Genomic DNA, 15,065 nt, shown 5'->3' with positions numbered 1-15,065 from the left:
TATGTTATCAGTCAAACAATTAAATGTCGCAATAGGTGAACAGCCGATATTGAAAGGGATTGACTTAACGGTTAATGCTGGGGAAGTGCATGCCATTATGGGACCAAACGGGTCGGGGAAAAGCACCTTGTCGAAAGTGATCGCGGGTCATCCAGCTTATACAATCACTCATGGGGAAATTGAATACCTTGGCCAAGATTTAACACTTCTTGCGCCTGAAGAAAGGGCTCAGGCAGGGATATTTATGTCCTTCCAATATCCCGTAGAAATTCCGGGAGTCACCAATATTAATTTTTTAAAAGCAGCTGTCAATGCTGTTCGTAAAGGTCAAAATAAACCGACGCTCGATGCGATCGAATTTTTATCATTTATCCGCGAAAAATGTGCTCTTTTAGATATGGATGAAAGTTTCTTGTATCGAAATATTAATGAAGGGTTTTCGGGTGGTGAGAAAAAGCGTAATGAAATTTTGCAAATGGCAGCGCTTGAGCCTAAATTAGCGATTTTGGATGAAACAGATTCGGGTTTAGACATCGATGCACTACGAATCATTGCCCAAGGGGTTAATGCAATGCGTAGCGCTGATAGAGCCATTATTTTAGTAACCCACTACCAACGATTACTCGACTATATTCAACCCGATAAAGTCCATGTATTAGCGAATGGTCAAGTCGTTAAATCGGGTGATAAGTCGCTTGCCTTAGAATTAGAAAAGAAGGGTTACAGTTGGGTAGATAAGGTGGAGAAGGTATGAGTGAAGTCGTTGAGTTTTATCGACAACAAGCCACCAATAACCAAACAGCAATTGACTGGCTTGCTCGAAAACAGCAATCTGCTATACAGAAATTAGTCCAGGGAGGGTTTCCATCTCGCCGTGATGAGGATTGGAAATATACCAGTACCGATCAATGGGCAGGGCATCGTTTCTCCGATAAACCAACTGCTTGTGAACAACCAATGGCGCATAGCCCTTGTCCATTAAACACGGACATGGTTATTGATGTAATAAATGGCGAGATCGATGTCAATCAACTTGATTCTTTCAACTTACCTGAAGGCGTTGTGTGCCTCCCATTACGTCATGCGGCTGAGCAATACCCTGAATTAGTACAAACCTATTTGGCAACGATATTAGCAGAAGAGCATGGGTTTCATTATTTGAATACTGCCTATTTAAAATCGGGGCTTTTTTTGTATTTACCTGAACAAGTTCAAATTTCCTCACCGATTATTTTGCGCCATACAAATAGCAGGCTTGGCCAAAACATACAATTACGTCATGTCATTGCTTTGTCTAAGGCAAGCCAGGCAAGTGTGGTTGAGTATTACCAAGGTGCCCACCAAGTGGATTATTTTACCAACAGCATCACCGAGGTTCATTTAGCTGAATCGTCTATTTTGTACCATTATAAAATTCAATGTGAAAGTAAAGCCGCATATCATGTTGGTCACATTGCCGTTAGACAAATGACTAATAGTCAATATCAAAACCATAGCTTAAGTTTAGGTGGTGCCCTGGTGAGAAGTGATTTGACCATTAACTTGGATGAGTCACAGGCTCAGTGTTTGATGAATGGAATATATGCTCCTGGCATGAGTCAACATGTTGATCATCACACAACTGTCTTCCATCACGTCTCAGATTGTCAAAGCAGACAAGATTATAAAGGTATCCTACAAGGGGATGGGCATGGCGTGTTCAATGGACGGGTGGTTGTCAGTCCTGGGGCAGTTAAAACCGATGCCCAGCAACAAAATAAGAATTTGTTATTATCGCCTCGTGCCGAGATCGACACGAAGCCCCAATTGGAAATTTTTGCTGACGATGTTGTTTGTTCCCATGGCGCTACCGTAGGACAACTTGAAGAAGATGCACTATTCTATTTAGAAACAAGAGGTATTAATCGTGCGGAAGCGAGTCGTTATTTAATTCATGCATTTGCTAGTGAGAATCTAGCATCGGTGCCCCATTCTGAGTTAAAGGATTGGATGACTGAGTTATTAAACCAACATTTAGGGTGAGACAATGGTTATCGAGGCACATAACAACGAAAGATTGGATGTTGAAGCGATAAGAAAGCAATTCCCAGGCCTTCATCAAGAAGTGAATGGCCAGCCACTAATCTATTTAGATAATGCTGCCACAACCCAGAAACCAAAATCCGTCATTGATGCAGTCAGTCATTTCTATGAGCATGATAATGCGAATGTTCATCGGGGAGTCCACTCTTTGAGTGTTAGAGCGACTGAACAATATGAGATGGCACGACGAAAAATTGCGCGCTTTATTAATGCAAATAGTGCCAGTGAGTGTATTTATGTTCGTGGCGCAACAGAAGCAATCAACCTTGTGGCCAATAGCTATCTGTTACCAAAACTCAATGAATACGATGAGATCTTAATCACCCACATGGAGCACCACTCCAATATTGTCCCTTGGCAAATGCTCTGCCGCAAAACGGGAGCTATGTTACGAGTTGTGCCGATTAATTATGATGGTGAATTGCTGATTGATGACTTTGCTGATCTTATTAATGAGCGGACAAAATTCATCAGTTTAAATTATGCTTCAAATGCGCTTGGAACGATTAATCCTGTGCATAAGTTGATTGAAATTGCCCATGAAAAAGGGGTGGTTGTGATGCTGGATGGTGCGCAAGCAACGGCTCACTTACCGATTGATGTACGCGCACTAGGCTGTGATTTTTATGCATTCTCGGGTCATAAAATGTATGGTCCAACCGGGATAGGTGTTTTATGGGGCAAAGAGTCCTTATTGAACAGTATGAAGCCCTATCAGGGCGGTGGGGAAATGATCAATTATGTTTCCTTTGAATCCACGGAGTATGCAGCTATCCCCCATAAGTTCGAGGCAGGAACACCGAATATAGCGGGTGCAATTGGCCTGGGTGCTGCGTTGGATTATCTCTGGTCTTTAGATATGCGCTCAGTAGTTGCCTACGAAAGAGAATTATTAGCTTATGCAACGGAAGCATTTCAATCACTTAATGGGTTTTCGATTATTGGTACGGCCAAGCATAAAGTGCCGATCCTATCCTTTGTGAATCCTAAAATTCATGCTCATGATATTGGTACTATCCTAGATTCTGAAGGTATTGCAGTTCGAAGTGGCCATCATTGTGCGATGCCTTTGATGGACTTTTTTGAAGTATCCGCTACAACACGAATGTCGCTATCGTTCTATAATACCAAAGCAGAAATTGACCGGTGTATTGAAGCATTGCATCATGTCAAAGAGGTATTTAAATGAGTTTTGATTTAAGAGAGTTGTATCAGGAAATAATCATTGATCATAACCGCAATCCAAGAAATCATCATGATATGACGTCGCATACTCACCATGCTGAAGGCTTTAACCCTTTGTGTGGGGACAAGTTGTCCTTGTATCTACAAGTTTGCGATAACACGATTCAAGACATCAGTTTTGTTGGTTGTGGGTGCGCTATTTCTCAAGCTTCAGCCTCGTTAATGACAGAAGCGTTGAAAGGCAAAACAGTGGACGAGGCAAAAGATCTGTTTCAACGTTTTCATCATATGCTAACGGAAGATGATGATGTATCGACAACAGGTCTTGATAAATTAACAGTGTTATCCGGTGTTCGCATGTTTCCTGCAAGGGTTAAATGTGCCACATTAGCATGGCACACATTAGACGCTGCTTTAAAACAAGCAATAGAAACAGCCTCGACGGAGTAGAAACGATGTTTGGCTTTGGGAAAAAAAGTGACAAAGTCTTGGTTAAAGAAGCCATTGTTGATCAATTAAAAACGGTGTTTGATCCTGAAATCCCAGTCAATATCTATGATTTGGGTTTAATCTATGATGTTGATATTGATGATGAAGCCCATGCCCATATTAAAATGACGTTAACGACTCCTGGTTGCCCTGTTGCACAAACGTTTCCAGGCACAGTTGAGCAGTCGGTGTTGAGTGTGGAAGGGGTCAATGAGTGCACTGTTGAGCTGGTTTGGGATCCACCCTGGACCCAAGATCGCATGACAGAAGCAGCGAAATTGGAGCTTGGCTTATTTTGAAAGACGTAACTTCTTGGAAACCTACCGCGACGATCGCTGATTTAAATTCCCGTTCGCGCTTCATCCAATCCATTCGGCAATTCTTCATTAATCAAGGTTATTTAGAAGTAGACACTCCTTGTCTGGGAGAATATGGTGTCACTGACTGCTATTTAAAAAACATTGAAGCAGTTTGTAATAGCGAAACACACTATCTGCAAACATCTCCTGAATATTACATGAAACGATTACTTGCTGCTGGCAGTGGTCCGATTTTCCAAATCGGAAAAGTGTTTCGCGACGAGGAAAAAGGGCGGTGGCATCAACCCGAATTCACGATGTTAGAATTTTATCAGCTGGATATTGACCATCTACAACTTATCACCGTGATCAGTGAACTGTTTCAGACAATTTGTGGGTGGCCTCCAATTAAGTTAGTCACCTATCAATCACTATTTGAACAAAATTGTGGCATTAATCCCCACCTTGCAACGCTTGAAGAATTGCAAATCTGCCTCAAAGAATTTGGGTTAGAAACAGTATTACCAGCCACTGAGCAAGATCGCGACCAATATTTGTTTTTATTAATGGCAGATATTATCGAGCCATCGCTAACTGAGCACGATAGACCGCTAGCGGTGATAGATTTCCCTCAATCGCAAGCAGCATTAGCGCAAATTCAGGATGGTAAAGCACAGCGGTTTGAAATTTACTATCGGGGCCTTGAGCTTGCGAACGGTTTTCATGAATTGACTGATATTACTGAGCAAACAAAACGATTTGAACAAGATAATCAATCGCGTCGTCAACAACAAAAAGAACCATCCGTCATTGATCCTCATTTCTTAGCTGCTTTAAATTATGGTCTGCCAGCATGCAGTGGCGTTGCGATAGGTATCGATAGGCTCGTTGCTTTGTATCTTGGACATCAACAAATCAAGACTGTCATATCTTTTGCAAAGGAATAATAGGGGTTTGATACATCGCCTGTCCTTGTATTTAGTTTTTGGTACGATAGAACAGTCCTACCTTGAAGATGCCGAAGAACATGGAATGGTCAATGCGACGCCGGTTATAATCCCTAGTTTAACAGACCTACTCTTTTCATCCTATATTCATCATGATATTTGCTTAAAAACGGGTAGTTTGAAGGACTTGGGGAAAGGCTTTATTTTTATAGAGTATGGCTTGGGATAATAAAATTGTTTTGCAAGCTAGCCCGTAAAATGCACCAATCACAGCGGGTAGTGGCCAGTGAAGCGTTGTTGAAGCAATCACATCGAGACCATAGCAGGCGATCGTCATGCCTAAATAGGCGGAATGTAAGCCTTTTCCAGTCTTATTACGAAAGTTATGCCATATCTGAGGCAACGTATAGGTCCAAATTGCAGCCTGGCAGACATAGCCCATCCCCAAGAAAAAGGGTGTTGGTAGTTTCAAATAAAGGCTAAGAAAGAAAATAGCTGCAAAAAAACCGATGAGTAATTGGTAATAGGAAAACAGGCGACGTTGATGATATTGCTTTTTCAATTGAACATGTTGCATAAAGAGGCAAACAACACCGACCGTACTGACCATACAATACTGCCATGGCATGTTCATGCCAAACGCAAAAATTAAATCGGATAAATAGCCGATGCTTAGCAACCCATGAAAATGGATATTCAGTTGGATGCGATTTTCAACATGGCGATTGTGTAATAATTGCGGCAAGTAATGGATGAGATATAAAACTAATGCAATATTTAAACAAACCTGACCAATATGCTCAGACAAAACAGATCCTTAATTTGAGGCTAAGTCACTAACCTTCGTTATTTGTGTATTAAAATTAATCTAGAGGGGTAATGTTAACTAAATTCAAGCCTATCATCAACAGGACTTCTAAATAACTTTATTCAATAATCTCAGGGATTTCTTTGGCCCGATAACCTCGAACTGTCAAATAATATTGGCGAAAATGGTCATAATCGGCTTTAAGATCACCGGTGGGATAGAACAGTTCATGCAGTTGAACCTCCTTTTTTTGGTAATCAAAGCCAACCAAAAATATGGGCACATTGGCTTTGACGGCGATGTGGTAAAATCCAAACTTCCATCGTTTGACAGGACTTCGGGTTCCTTCCGGTGCTAAGCCAAGAATAAATTTCTCATGTTGGTCAAAAATAGCAGCAATTTGATCGACCATGTGCATTTTTTGACTTCTATCCACGGGTGTGCCGCCAAGCGATCGTAAAATTGAGCTCAGTGGAAAAAAAAATAGTTCCTTCTTTGCTAAAAAGCGGATATCCATTTTTTTAACACACCGTGCGAGGAGTCCAAGGGGTAAGTCCCAATTACTCGTATGCGGTGCGGCAATTAAGACATACTTGTCGACGTTGGGAAGTTCCCCGGTTACTTTCCAGCCTATAAGACTCATCATCCAATGACAAAATCCTTTCATCTGTATTCCCTAACATTCAATAAAGTTAACTGCCAGCCCGCCTAAGGATGTTTCTTTGTAGATTGTTTGCATGTCCATACCGGTTTGGCGCATAGTTTGGATCACTTTATCTAACGATACTTTATGTTCACCATCACCAATTAATGCCATGCGTGAGGCATTGACGGCCTTAACAGCCCCCATAGCGTTTCGTTCAATGCAAGGAATTTGCACTAATCCATTGATTGGATCGCAGGTCATGCCTAAATGATGCTCCATGGCAATTTCAGCCGCATTTTCTACCTGGGCAACCGTCCCACCTAATACGGCAGTAATTCCTGCTGCGGCCATGGAGGAGGCAACGCCTACTTCCCCTTGGCATCCCACTTCAGCGCCAGAAATTGATGCGCCTTTTTTATATAGAATACCAACTGCGGCGCATGTTAGAAAGTAGGTAAATGTATCTTCATCCGTTATTTTGTCATACGCATATTGCAGGTACCGATAAACCGATGGAATGATGCCCGCAGCCCCGTTTGTGGGAGCTGTAACAATTCGACCACCAGCGGCATTTTCCTCATTGACTGCCATGGCAAAGAGATTGAGGTAATTCATAATGTCAGCTTGTTCGAAATTGGTTTTAATTCCCTTTTTCTCAATGAGTTTTTGATATAATAACGGGGCTCGGCGTTTAACATGTAAACCACCGGGTAGCTCCCCACTATGTTGGCAGCCAGCTTCGATGCAATCTAACATGGTTTTTGCGATACGCAATATTCCTTTTTTAATGTCACTCTCGCTACGCCAACTCAACTCGTTGTCCATCATGATGTCAGCGATGGTCTTGTTATGTTTAAGGCAATGTTTTAGCAATTCTTTTGCCGTAGCAAAAGGGTGTGGTAGTTCAAGTAAATCGATACTTTGTTGATCAAACTCTTCCGCTGTTACGATGAAGCCACCACCGATTGAATAATAGTCTTGACTAAGAAGTGTATGATTATTGCTGTCAAAAGCAATGAAGCGCATGCCATTGGTATGTTTAGGCAGTAATTCTTTTTGCAAGAACGGGAAGTCTTGTTCAGGATCAAATGGGATAACGCGTTCGCCATTGAGGTTTAATTGGCTTTCCTTAAACACCTTTTCCATTCTGGGAAGCATGCTTTCTGGTTCAATGTTTTCGGGTAAATAACCACATAAACCATTGATAATGGCCTTATCGGTACCATGTCCTTTGCCTGTTAATGCTAAGGAACCATATAATTCGATTTTGAGGCGTGCAACATGGTCAAACACTTTATGTTGCTTTAGTAAGTGAATAAATGCATTGGCCGCACTCATTGGTCCTACTGTATGAGAGCTTGATGGACCGATGCCGATGGAAAACATGTCAAATAAACTGATATTCATGAATAGCCTTTAGTATTGATGATCCACCAAGATGAATCTGGTTAGGGCGGTTTTTCTCGTTTTATAAAAGTGCGATATGGAGCTGGCTAGACTAACCAATTTAACTTAGTGAGCATTTAATTTTCAGTATCGCTATTTTAAAAGGAAAATACAGGAAACACAAATAGGATTCTTAGTCTATACTGAAAAAATAGCCAAATATCATGGCTAAGGCCTGTTAAAATAGACGATGATAGTTATATCCTAGCTAAGGTCGTGGAAATATTTCGTTTAATTTTGATTAAAATAATCGCAAATATGGCAATATCGCTAATAATAAGAACAGCAACAGACTGTAAATTTCTGGAAAATTGGGGATCCCTCTGGTAATTTAAATTTGCTTTAGGCAAAATACAGGGGCGACTTTTTAGGATGTTGAAAATATTTAAGGGGATTTTTATGAGAATCAAACTTGTTACAGCTTCTGTCATAAGTGTTGCACTTTCGACAGCTGCTTATGCTAGTGAACAAGTAATGCTAAATTCTGAGATGGATAAGGTTTCATATAGTATAGGCGCTGACTTGGGGCAAAAATTTAAACAACAAAACATCAAAATCAATCCCGAAGCCCTTGCTGCTGGTTTAAAGGATGGTTTATCAGGTGGTAATTTGCAATTAAATGATGAGCAAATGAAACAAGTCATGACGGCGTTTCAAAAGTCATTGATAGCTAAGCGCACACAAGAATACAAACAACAAGCGCTAGAAAATAAAGCAAAAGGTGAAGCCTTTCTTGAAAAAAATAAGCAAGATCAAGGGGTTGTTGAGTTGCCTTCCGGATTGCAATATAAAATCTTAACCAAAGGCAGTGGTGCAAAACCAAGCAAAGATGATATTGTAAAAGTTGAATATACGGGTCGATTAATCGATGGTAAAGTATTCGATAGTTCAGAAAAACTTGGTAAGCCAGCGGAGTTTAAAGTATCTCAGGTTATTCCTGGTTGGGTTGAGGCACTGCAATTAATGCCTTCTGGTTCAACTTGGGAAGTATATGTTCCTGCTAAGTTGGCCTATGGTGAGCGTAGTGTTGGCGGCATGATTGGACCAAATGAGACATTGATCTTCAAGATTCACTTGATATCGATTGAAAAAGATAAAAAACAGTCATCCTAATCATCCAAAGAGGGTCGTTTGGCCCTCTTTTCTTATATGAAAACATCGACGATTAAAAAACTGATCATAGTCTTCGCTTTAGGCTTTTCCTCGGGTTTACCTTTTGCACTACTTGGTTCGACATTACAGGCATGGTATAGCTCTGAAAAAGCATCCATTCTTGTCATCGGTCTATTAGGTTTGGTCAATCTCCCTTATACGTTTCGCTTCTTTTGGGGACCTTTGTTTGACAAATTTAATTTATTTGGCCTAGGCAGGCGTCGAGGATGGTTATGCGCTATCCAGGTTAGCTTGATGGTAGGACTATTTCTTCTATCGTTTGCTGATCCGATAATACACCCGGTATTGGTTGGCCTTTTCGCCTTTTTGTTAGCCATCTTGGCTGCGTCGCAAGATGCGGTGATTGATGCACATCGTGCTGAATATTTAATTCGATCGCTTCATGGCTTGGGTGCTTCCATCGCTTCCACCGCATATCGTTTGGCCATGTTATTATCCAGCTCCTTGGCGTTGATAATTGCCGATAAATTTGGTTGGCGAGTGACATATCAGATAATCGCTTTGTTTATGCTGGTCGGCTTAAGTGCAAGTGTGCTTAGTCGCGAGCCGAGAGGTTATCCTGTCACTGAAGGGCTTACTCAAGCGTTCATGCACGCAATCAACGAGTTAAGGCAACGCGATAAAATTTTCTATTTGTTAGGGTTTATCTTTTTTTATAAGTTTGCGGAGGCATTTACGTCAATCACGAGTCCGATTATGCAACCGTTTTTGTTGCAAACATTGGATTTTTCCCTGTCGACCATCGGCTATGTGAGCAAAGGCTTGGGTATCATTGCTACTGTATTGGGGGGCCTTGTGGCCGGTGTATTATTAATGCGATGGGATTTATACCGAGCATTAATGGTGTTTGGGTTAGTTCAAGCGGCGACAAATATTTCCTATATCGTTTTAGCATGGGTTGGCCACAATGTCAGTTTATTAGCATTATGTGTTGTCACTGATAATTTTGCCAATGGTTTAGGTTCGACCGCATTGGTAGCGCTATTTATGCGCATTGTCGATAAACGCTTTACGGCAACTCAATTTTCATTATTTGTTGCATTTTCAACGATTCCACGGGTTATCTGTGGTCCCTTTGGGGCGATGATAGAAATCAACTTTGGTTGGGTCACCTTGTTTTCCTTGTCGTTTTTTATCGCATTGATGTATATTCCATTTCTGATACAAATACGAGGTGCTTCGTCTGAGGATGCTATTGTTGCTACAAGTTGAATGTCAGTATCTCAAGCTAGGAATCGTTCATATATTCTGTTACTATAGCCGTGACTCCAAAAATGCTTTTTGCTATTTTGTTTTTCAACAAAATACACCAGGTCTTATTTAAAACCCTAAGGTCAAGGCAAAAAGAAATTTTGATGAGGGCGTTTAGTTCAACTAACTCACTGAATCAAAAAATTTTTTTCGCTGGAATAAGGGGGGTGTAAGTCCTGTACACCCTTTGTTATTTCAAGTTTCTTTAGTACGGGAACATTATGACTAACTACATATTCGTCACCGGTGGGGTGGTTTCCTCTTTGGGTAAAGGAATAGCCGCGGCTTCATTAGCTGCTGTTTTGGAGGCTCGCGGATTATCGGTGACTTTAATCAAGCTCGATCCTTACATCAATGTCGACCCGGGTACAATGAGCCCCTTTCAACATGGGGAAGTTTATGTTACCCAAGATGGCGCCGAAACGGATCTTGATTTAGGGCACTATGAGCGTTTTGTTCGAACGCCAATGACGCGTCGTAATAACTACACGTCCGGTAAAATTTATGAGAATGTCATCCGGAAGGAACGACGCGGTGATTACTTAGGGGGAACGGTCCAAGTTATTCCTCATATAACCAACGAGATCAAGCGTTGCATAAAAGCTGGGGCAGATAGCTATGATATCGCAATGATCGAAATCGGTGGTACGGTGGGGGATATTGAGTCGTTACCCTTTCTTGAAGCGATTCGGCAAATGCGGATCGAGTTAGGCTCGCAACGTACGTTATTTATTCATTTGACCTTGGTTCCTTATATTCCTTCATCTGGTGAAACCAAGACGAAACCAACGCAACATTCAGTAAAAGAGCTGCGTTCAATTGGTATTCAGCCCGATATATTAATATGTCGTTCAGAAAAAGAATTAAGCATTGAGACAAGACAAAAAATTGCCTTGTTTACCAATGTGGAACGTGAAGCTGTCTTCTCATTAAAAGATGCAAAAAGCATTTATGAAATTCCACTGATATTGCATGAGCAAGGGTTAGATGAAATTGTTGTGAAAAAATTAGCTTTGACCCTAGCGCCAGCGAATCTAAGTGAATGGGAACGTGTAGTCCAAGCGCAAAAGCAGACAAAAGGCGAAGTAAAAATTGGTATGGTAGGCAAATATACGGACTTTAGTGATGCATATAAATCCATTAATGAATCGCTTATTCATGCAGGTATTCACACCGGTAATAAAGTTCATATTAGTTATATTGATGCGGAATGGATTGAAAAGCATGGCACCGAAATATTAGAAGCCGTGGACGCAATTTTAATTCCTGGTGGCTTTGGCGAGCGTGGTATCGAAGGTAAAATCAAAGCAGTACAGTATGCCCGGGAGCGTAAAATTCCCTTTTTAGGAATATGTTTGGGGATGCAAACTGCCGTGATTGAATTTGCTCGCAATAAAGTTCATTTGGCTTCGGCTAATTCAACAGAGTTTGATAAGACCACGCCTTACCCTGTCATTGGTTTGATTACGGAGTGGATGGATGAAGATGGCCAAAAAAGATTCCGAGATGAGAATTCCGATTTAGGCGGTACAATGCGATTAGGCGCACAAATGTGTCAATTGCATGAGACTTCCTTAGCTAGAAAAATATATGGAAAGGATCAAATCATTGAGCGTCATAGGCATCGTTATGAAGTGAACAATAAATACTTAGATGCTCTCCTGGAAAAGGGGTTGATCGTAGCAGGGCACTCTGCCGATAAAAATTTAGTTGAGATGATTGAATTAGCCGATCATCCTTGGTTTATTGGTTGTCAATTTCACCCTGAGTTTACATCAACACCACGAGATGGACACCCGCTGTTTTCGAGTTTCGTTAACGCAGCTCGCGACTATGCTTCTAAAAAGGAATCATCATGAAATTATGTGGCTTTGATGTGGGGCTTGAAACCCCTTTTTTTCTGATCGCAGGTCCATGTGTTATTGAGAGTGAAGAATTAGCTATCGAAACAGCAGGCTATCTGAAAGAGATTTGTTTACAACAGAAAATATCATTTATCTATAAATCCTCATTCGATAAGGCCAACCGTTCTTCGGGCACTAGCTTTAGGGGCCCAGGAATAGAAAGAGGTTTGCAAATTTTGGAAAAAGTTAAGACTCAAGTTGGTGTTCCGGTTTTAACTGATGTCCATGATGATACGCCGGTTCATGAAGTTGCTAAGGTTGTGGACGTCATGCAAACGCCTGCGTTTTTATGCCGCCAAACTAACTTTATTCAAAATGTGTGCTCTCAAGGTATTGCTGTTAATATCAAAAAGGGGCAATTTTTATCTCCTTGGGAAATGAAACACGTTGTGGCTAAGGCTAAAGCGACCGGAAACCAACAGATTCTCGTTTGTGAACGTGGCGTGAGCTTTGGTTACAATAACTTAGTGTCTGATATGCGATCATTACAAATCATGCGTGAAACGGGCTGTCCCGTTGTCTATGATGCAACGCATTCGGTGCAGCTACCCGGGGGTAAAGATGGCGCTTCCGGTGGGCAGCGTGAGTTTGTCCCCCCCTTAGCTAGGGCTGCTATGGCAGTTGGGATATCCGGACTATTTATGGAAACCCACCCTGACCCTGATAAAGCATTATCGGATGGCCCAAACAGCTGGCCATTAAAGCAAATGCCCGATCTTTTAAAATCATTGAAAGCAATCGATGCGGTTGTTAAAGGCCTTTGAATCGTTCCAGCCTATTTATTTGACATTGGAAGCTAGCTCCTTGTAGGCTTGTTGCCGATTTATCCCCAAACACTAATGTTTATAAGCAAAAAGTTCACTCTTAAACCATGAGTTTTAATATTTGTGCTATTGTTAAAGAATAAGAGAAACAAATCGACTTATTCAATAAGCTTGAAATATTAAGGAGTGGACATGGGATTTGTCATAGCTGTCAGCCAGGCAAAGGGGGGTAGCGCTAAGACTACGACAACTGTTAATTTAGCCGGAGCGCTTAAAGAGTTAGGTTATCGCGTTGTGGTTGCTGATATGGATAAAGACAAACCGGACGCAGTTACTTGGGCTCGAAACGGACCTTACATTGATTTCGTCGTTCCATTATATGATGAAAAACCACTTGAACCCATTGAACGACTGAAAAGTAAATATGATTTTGTGTTATTGGACACACCACCTAATTACATGCCGGCTGCGTTTAAAGCCATTATGTTATCCGATTTAGTCATGTTGCCTTGCTCGCCTAGTTTTCTCGATCAACATAACTTATCGGATGCGATTTCAGTGCCACAAATGGCTCAAAAACCATTCAAAATTGTCGGAGTTAGAGTACAAAAGCGTCAAAATATTTCTGAAAAACTCATCCGAGAATTGAAAAAAACTGGTTATGCGTTTGAAGCGTTTATCACACTTAAAACAGCACTCGCTGAGTCGGCTTTCCAAGGTAAATGGGTGGGTGATTATGCCCCTAACTCTGAAAGTCATGATGAATTCAAAGAGTTAGCAAGAGAATTAGTAAAAATGTTTGGCTTCGAGATTGGTAAAAAAGACGCTTCAAAAGCAAATAAAGGTCAATCAAACGGTCAAGATAACAGTACATCGTCTGGTCCTGACAAAGATCTGCAAAAGGCAAGTAATGAAAAACAATCAACATCACCTGCTCAGAATGATCACCAAGCAGACTATCGTGAGAGGATCTAATTATGAATGAATTTTGTTTATCAGCAGTACTTAAGGAAAAATTATATAAGGCCGAACAGGAATTAGGCGATCGTGATTCATTGATTGAAATTGATACTCACATGCTTGATGCTTGGGAATACCGCGATGATGTTGAAGTTGATTTTGCTGCAGTGTCTTCCCTCGCGAAAAGCATCGCGGAAAAAGGTCAAGCGCAACCAATTGTCATCACCCGCGTCAATGATACCTTTCAAGCAAGAACGAATAAGCATGTGCAATACGTGGTCATTGCTGGGTTTCGACGTTTTTTAGCTTGCAAAAAGCTGGATAGACCTGTGCAAGCGGTTGTTCGTAACTATAATTTTGAAGAAGCAATCGCCTGCCTCATTTCAGAAAATGAAAAGCAACATGTATCCGATTTTTCTCTGGGGTTAGTTTGTCATAACTTATTAGAGTCGAATAAAATCTCAGAAGAGGAATTATGTAAACAAGTCTCGGTTTCTAAGGAAGAGCTTAACCAGCTTCTATGCTTTTCTCAAGTGCCTCTGTCATTTTGGTCGAATACGGCAAATGTTCATCATATCTCACGAAAAGCAGCTGATATCATTCACAAATATTGGCGCAAAGGGGAGATATACCAGAGAGCACTTAGTCAAGTTGCGCCACAGATTGGTAAAACAAAATCGTTTAAAAGCTGGCAAAGTGCGTTGCTAAAAATTATTCATGGCGAAGAAGAAAAACACAAGGAAAAACCATTTGAATTGCTAGACAATGGCAAAAAATTAATGACAGTAAATAAAAATGGTCAAATAAGATTTTATTCATCGATAGCTAAAAACGAACGATTTGATTCATTAAGGGATCAGATTGCTGAGCTTGCATTGAATTTTTACAAGCAGTCGAGTAAGAAAAAATAAAGAACAATCATGTTGGCGGAGAGACAGGGATTCGAACCCTGGGAAGGGGGTTACCCTTCAACGGTTTTCAAGACCGCCGCATTCAACCGCTCTGCCATCTCTCCTGCATGGTCTCGCATGTTATCTTAAGTTATTTTTGATTGCAACCTTTTCCCATATAAAGTTGCTTTCCATTTTCTGGTTGCGCGTTGTTGCTCCCA

General features: G+C 41.1%; 15 protein-coding genes and 1 tRNA gene. 12 read left to right on the top strand and 4 right to left on the bottom strand.

The genetic code is table 11. The features are described from left to right. Position 1 precedes the first annotated feature (1 nt). The 6 genes from sufC to epmA are packed head-to-tail and all read left to right on the top strand — an operon-like array spanning position 2 to position 5,002. Positions 2 to 754, top strand: coding sequence for a Fe-S cluster assembly ATPase SufC (gene sufC, locus AB3348_RS02475; RefSeq protein ID WP_367605972.1), 753 nt, complete (start codon positions 2 to 4; stop codon positions 752 to 754). Next, positions 751 to 2,022: a Fe-S cluster assembly protein SufD gene (gene sufD, locus AB3348_RS02470; protein WP_367605971.1), complete on the top strand. Its 1,272-nt coding sequence runs from the start codon at positions 751 to 753 to the stop codon at positions 2,020 to 2,022. Before sufC ends, sufD begins: the two co-directional genes overlap by 4 nt. Positions 2,023 to 2,026: 4 nt before the next feature. Continuing rightward, positions 2,027 to 3,271 (top strand): aminotransferase class V-fold PLP-dependent enzyme, encoded by a 1,245-nt coding sequence (locus tag AB3348_RS02465; RefSeq protein ID WP_367605970.1) that lies wholly within the window; start codon positions 2,027 to 2,029, stop codon positions 3,269 to 3,271. Next, on the top strand, positions 3,268 to 3,717 hold the full coding sequence (sufU, locus tag AB3348_RS02460) for a Fe-S cluster assembly sulfur transfer protein SufU (protein ID WP_367605969.1): 450 nt from the start codon (positions 3,268 to 3,270) through the stop codon (positions 3,715 to 3,717). The genes AB3348_RS02465 and sufU overlap by 4 nt, the downstream gene beginning before the upstream one ends. Positions 3,718 to 3,722: 5 nt before the next feature. Beyond that, entirely contained in the window at positions 3,723 to 4,055 is a 333-nt protein-coding gene (locus AB3348_RS02455) for an SUF system Fe-S cluster assembly protein (RefSeq protein WP_367605968.1), read from the top strand. Then, on the top strand, positions 4,052 to 5,002 hold the full coding sequence (gene epmA, locus AB3348_RS02450) for an EF-P lysine aminoacylase EpmA (protein WP_367605967.1): 951 nt from the start codon (positions 4,052 to 4,054) through the stop codon (positions 5,000 to 5,002). The genes AB3348_RS02455 and epmA overlap by 4 nt, the downstream gene beginning before the upstream one ends. Positions 5,003 to 5,165: 163 nt before the next feature. On the opposite strand, the gene AB3348_RS02445 is transcribed toward epmA, so the two are convergent. From AB3348_RS02445 to AB3348_RS02435, 3 genes are all read right to left on the bottom strand, one after another. Continuing rightward, positions 5,166 to 5,810: a PQ-loop domain-containing transporter gene (locus AB3348_RS02445; protein WP_367605966.1), complete on the bottom strand. Its 645-nt coding sequence runs from the start codon at positions 5,808 to 5,810 to the stop codon at positions 5,166 to 5,168. Between the two features lie 118 nt (positions 5,811 to 5,928). Beyond that, complete coding sequence (locus AB3348_RS02440) at positions 5,929 to 6,477, bottom strand: lysophospholipid acyltransferase family protein (RefSeq protein WP_367605965.1); 549 nt, start codon at positions 6,475 to 6,477, stop codon at positions 5,929 to 5,931. A gap of 9 nt (positions 6,478 to 6,486) precedes the next feature. Next, on the bottom strand, positions 6,487 to 7,863 hold the full coding sequence (locus AB3348_RS02435) for an L-serine ammonia-lyase (protein ID WP_367605964.1): 1,377 nt from the start codon (positions 7,861 to 7,863) through the stop codon (positions 6,487 to 6,489). Between the two features lie 438 nt (positions 7,864 to 8,301). Here AB3348_RS02435 and AB3348_RS02430 point away from each other — a divergent pair, with 438 nt between their 5' ends. From AB3348_RS02430 to AB3348_RS02405, 6 genes are all read left to right on the top strand, one after another. Further along, entirely contained in the window at positions 8,302 to 9,015 is a 714-nt protein-coding gene (locus tag AB3348_RS02430) for an FKBP-type peptidyl-prolyl cis-trans isomerase N-terminal domain-containing protein (RefSeq protein ID WP_367605963.1), read from the top strand. 36 nt (positions 9,016 to 9,051) lie between these two features. Next, positions 9,052 to 10,287, top strand: coding sequence for an MFS transporter (locus AB3348_RS02425; RefSeq protein ID WP_367605962.1), 1,236 nt, complete (start codon positions 9,052 to 9,054; stop codon positions 10,285 to 10,287). Between the two features lie 260 nt (positions 10,288 to 10,547). Further along, the gene (locus AB3348_RS02420; RefSeq protein ID WP_367605961.1) at positions 10,548 to 12,185 is read left to right on the top strand and encodes a CTP synthase; all 1,638 of its coding nucleotides are present in this window, start codon (positions 10,548 to 10,550) and stop codon (positions 12,183 to 12,185) included. Further along, on the top strand, positions 12,182 to 12,994 hold the full coding sequence (gene kdsA, locus AB3348_RS02415) for a 3-deoxy-8-phosphooctulonate synthase (protein ID WP_367605960.1): 813 nt from the start codon (positions 12,182 to 12,184) through the stop codon (positions 12,992 to 12,994). Before AB3348_RS02420 ends, kdsA begins: the two co-directional genes overlap by 4 nt. Before the next feature lie 192 nt (positions 12,995 to 13,186). Beyond that, complete coding sequence (locus tag AB3348_RS02410) at positions 13,187 to 13,969, top strand: ParA family protein (protein WP_367605959.1); 783 nt, start codon at positions 13,187 to 13,189, stop codon at positions 13,967 to 13,969. A 2-nt stretch (positions 13,970 to 13,971) separates the two neighbouring features. Further along, positions 13,972 to 14,865 carry a ParB/RepB/Spo0J family partition protein gene (locus AB3348_RS02405; RefSeq protein WP_367605958.1) on the top strand — a complete coding sequence of 298 codons (894 nt, stop codon included), beginning with the start codon at positions 13,972 to 13,974 and terminating at the stop codon, positions 14,863 to 14,865. A 13-nt stretch (positions 14,866 to 14,878) separates the two neighbouring features. On the opposite strand, the gene AB3348_RS02400 is transcribed toward AB3348_RS02405, so the two are convergent. Then, positions 14,879 to 14,969, bottom strand: a tRNA-Ser gene (locus AB3348_RS02400). Between the last annotated feature and the right edge of the window lie 96 nt (positions 14,970 to 15,065).

This window comes from Legionella sp. W05-934-2, assembly GCF_964199965.1.
Lineage (GTDB): Bacteria > Pseudomonadota > Gammaproteobacteria > Legionellales > Legionellaceae > JAFIFT01.
This window is presented reverse-complemented; position numbering and strand designations above follow the sequence as displayed.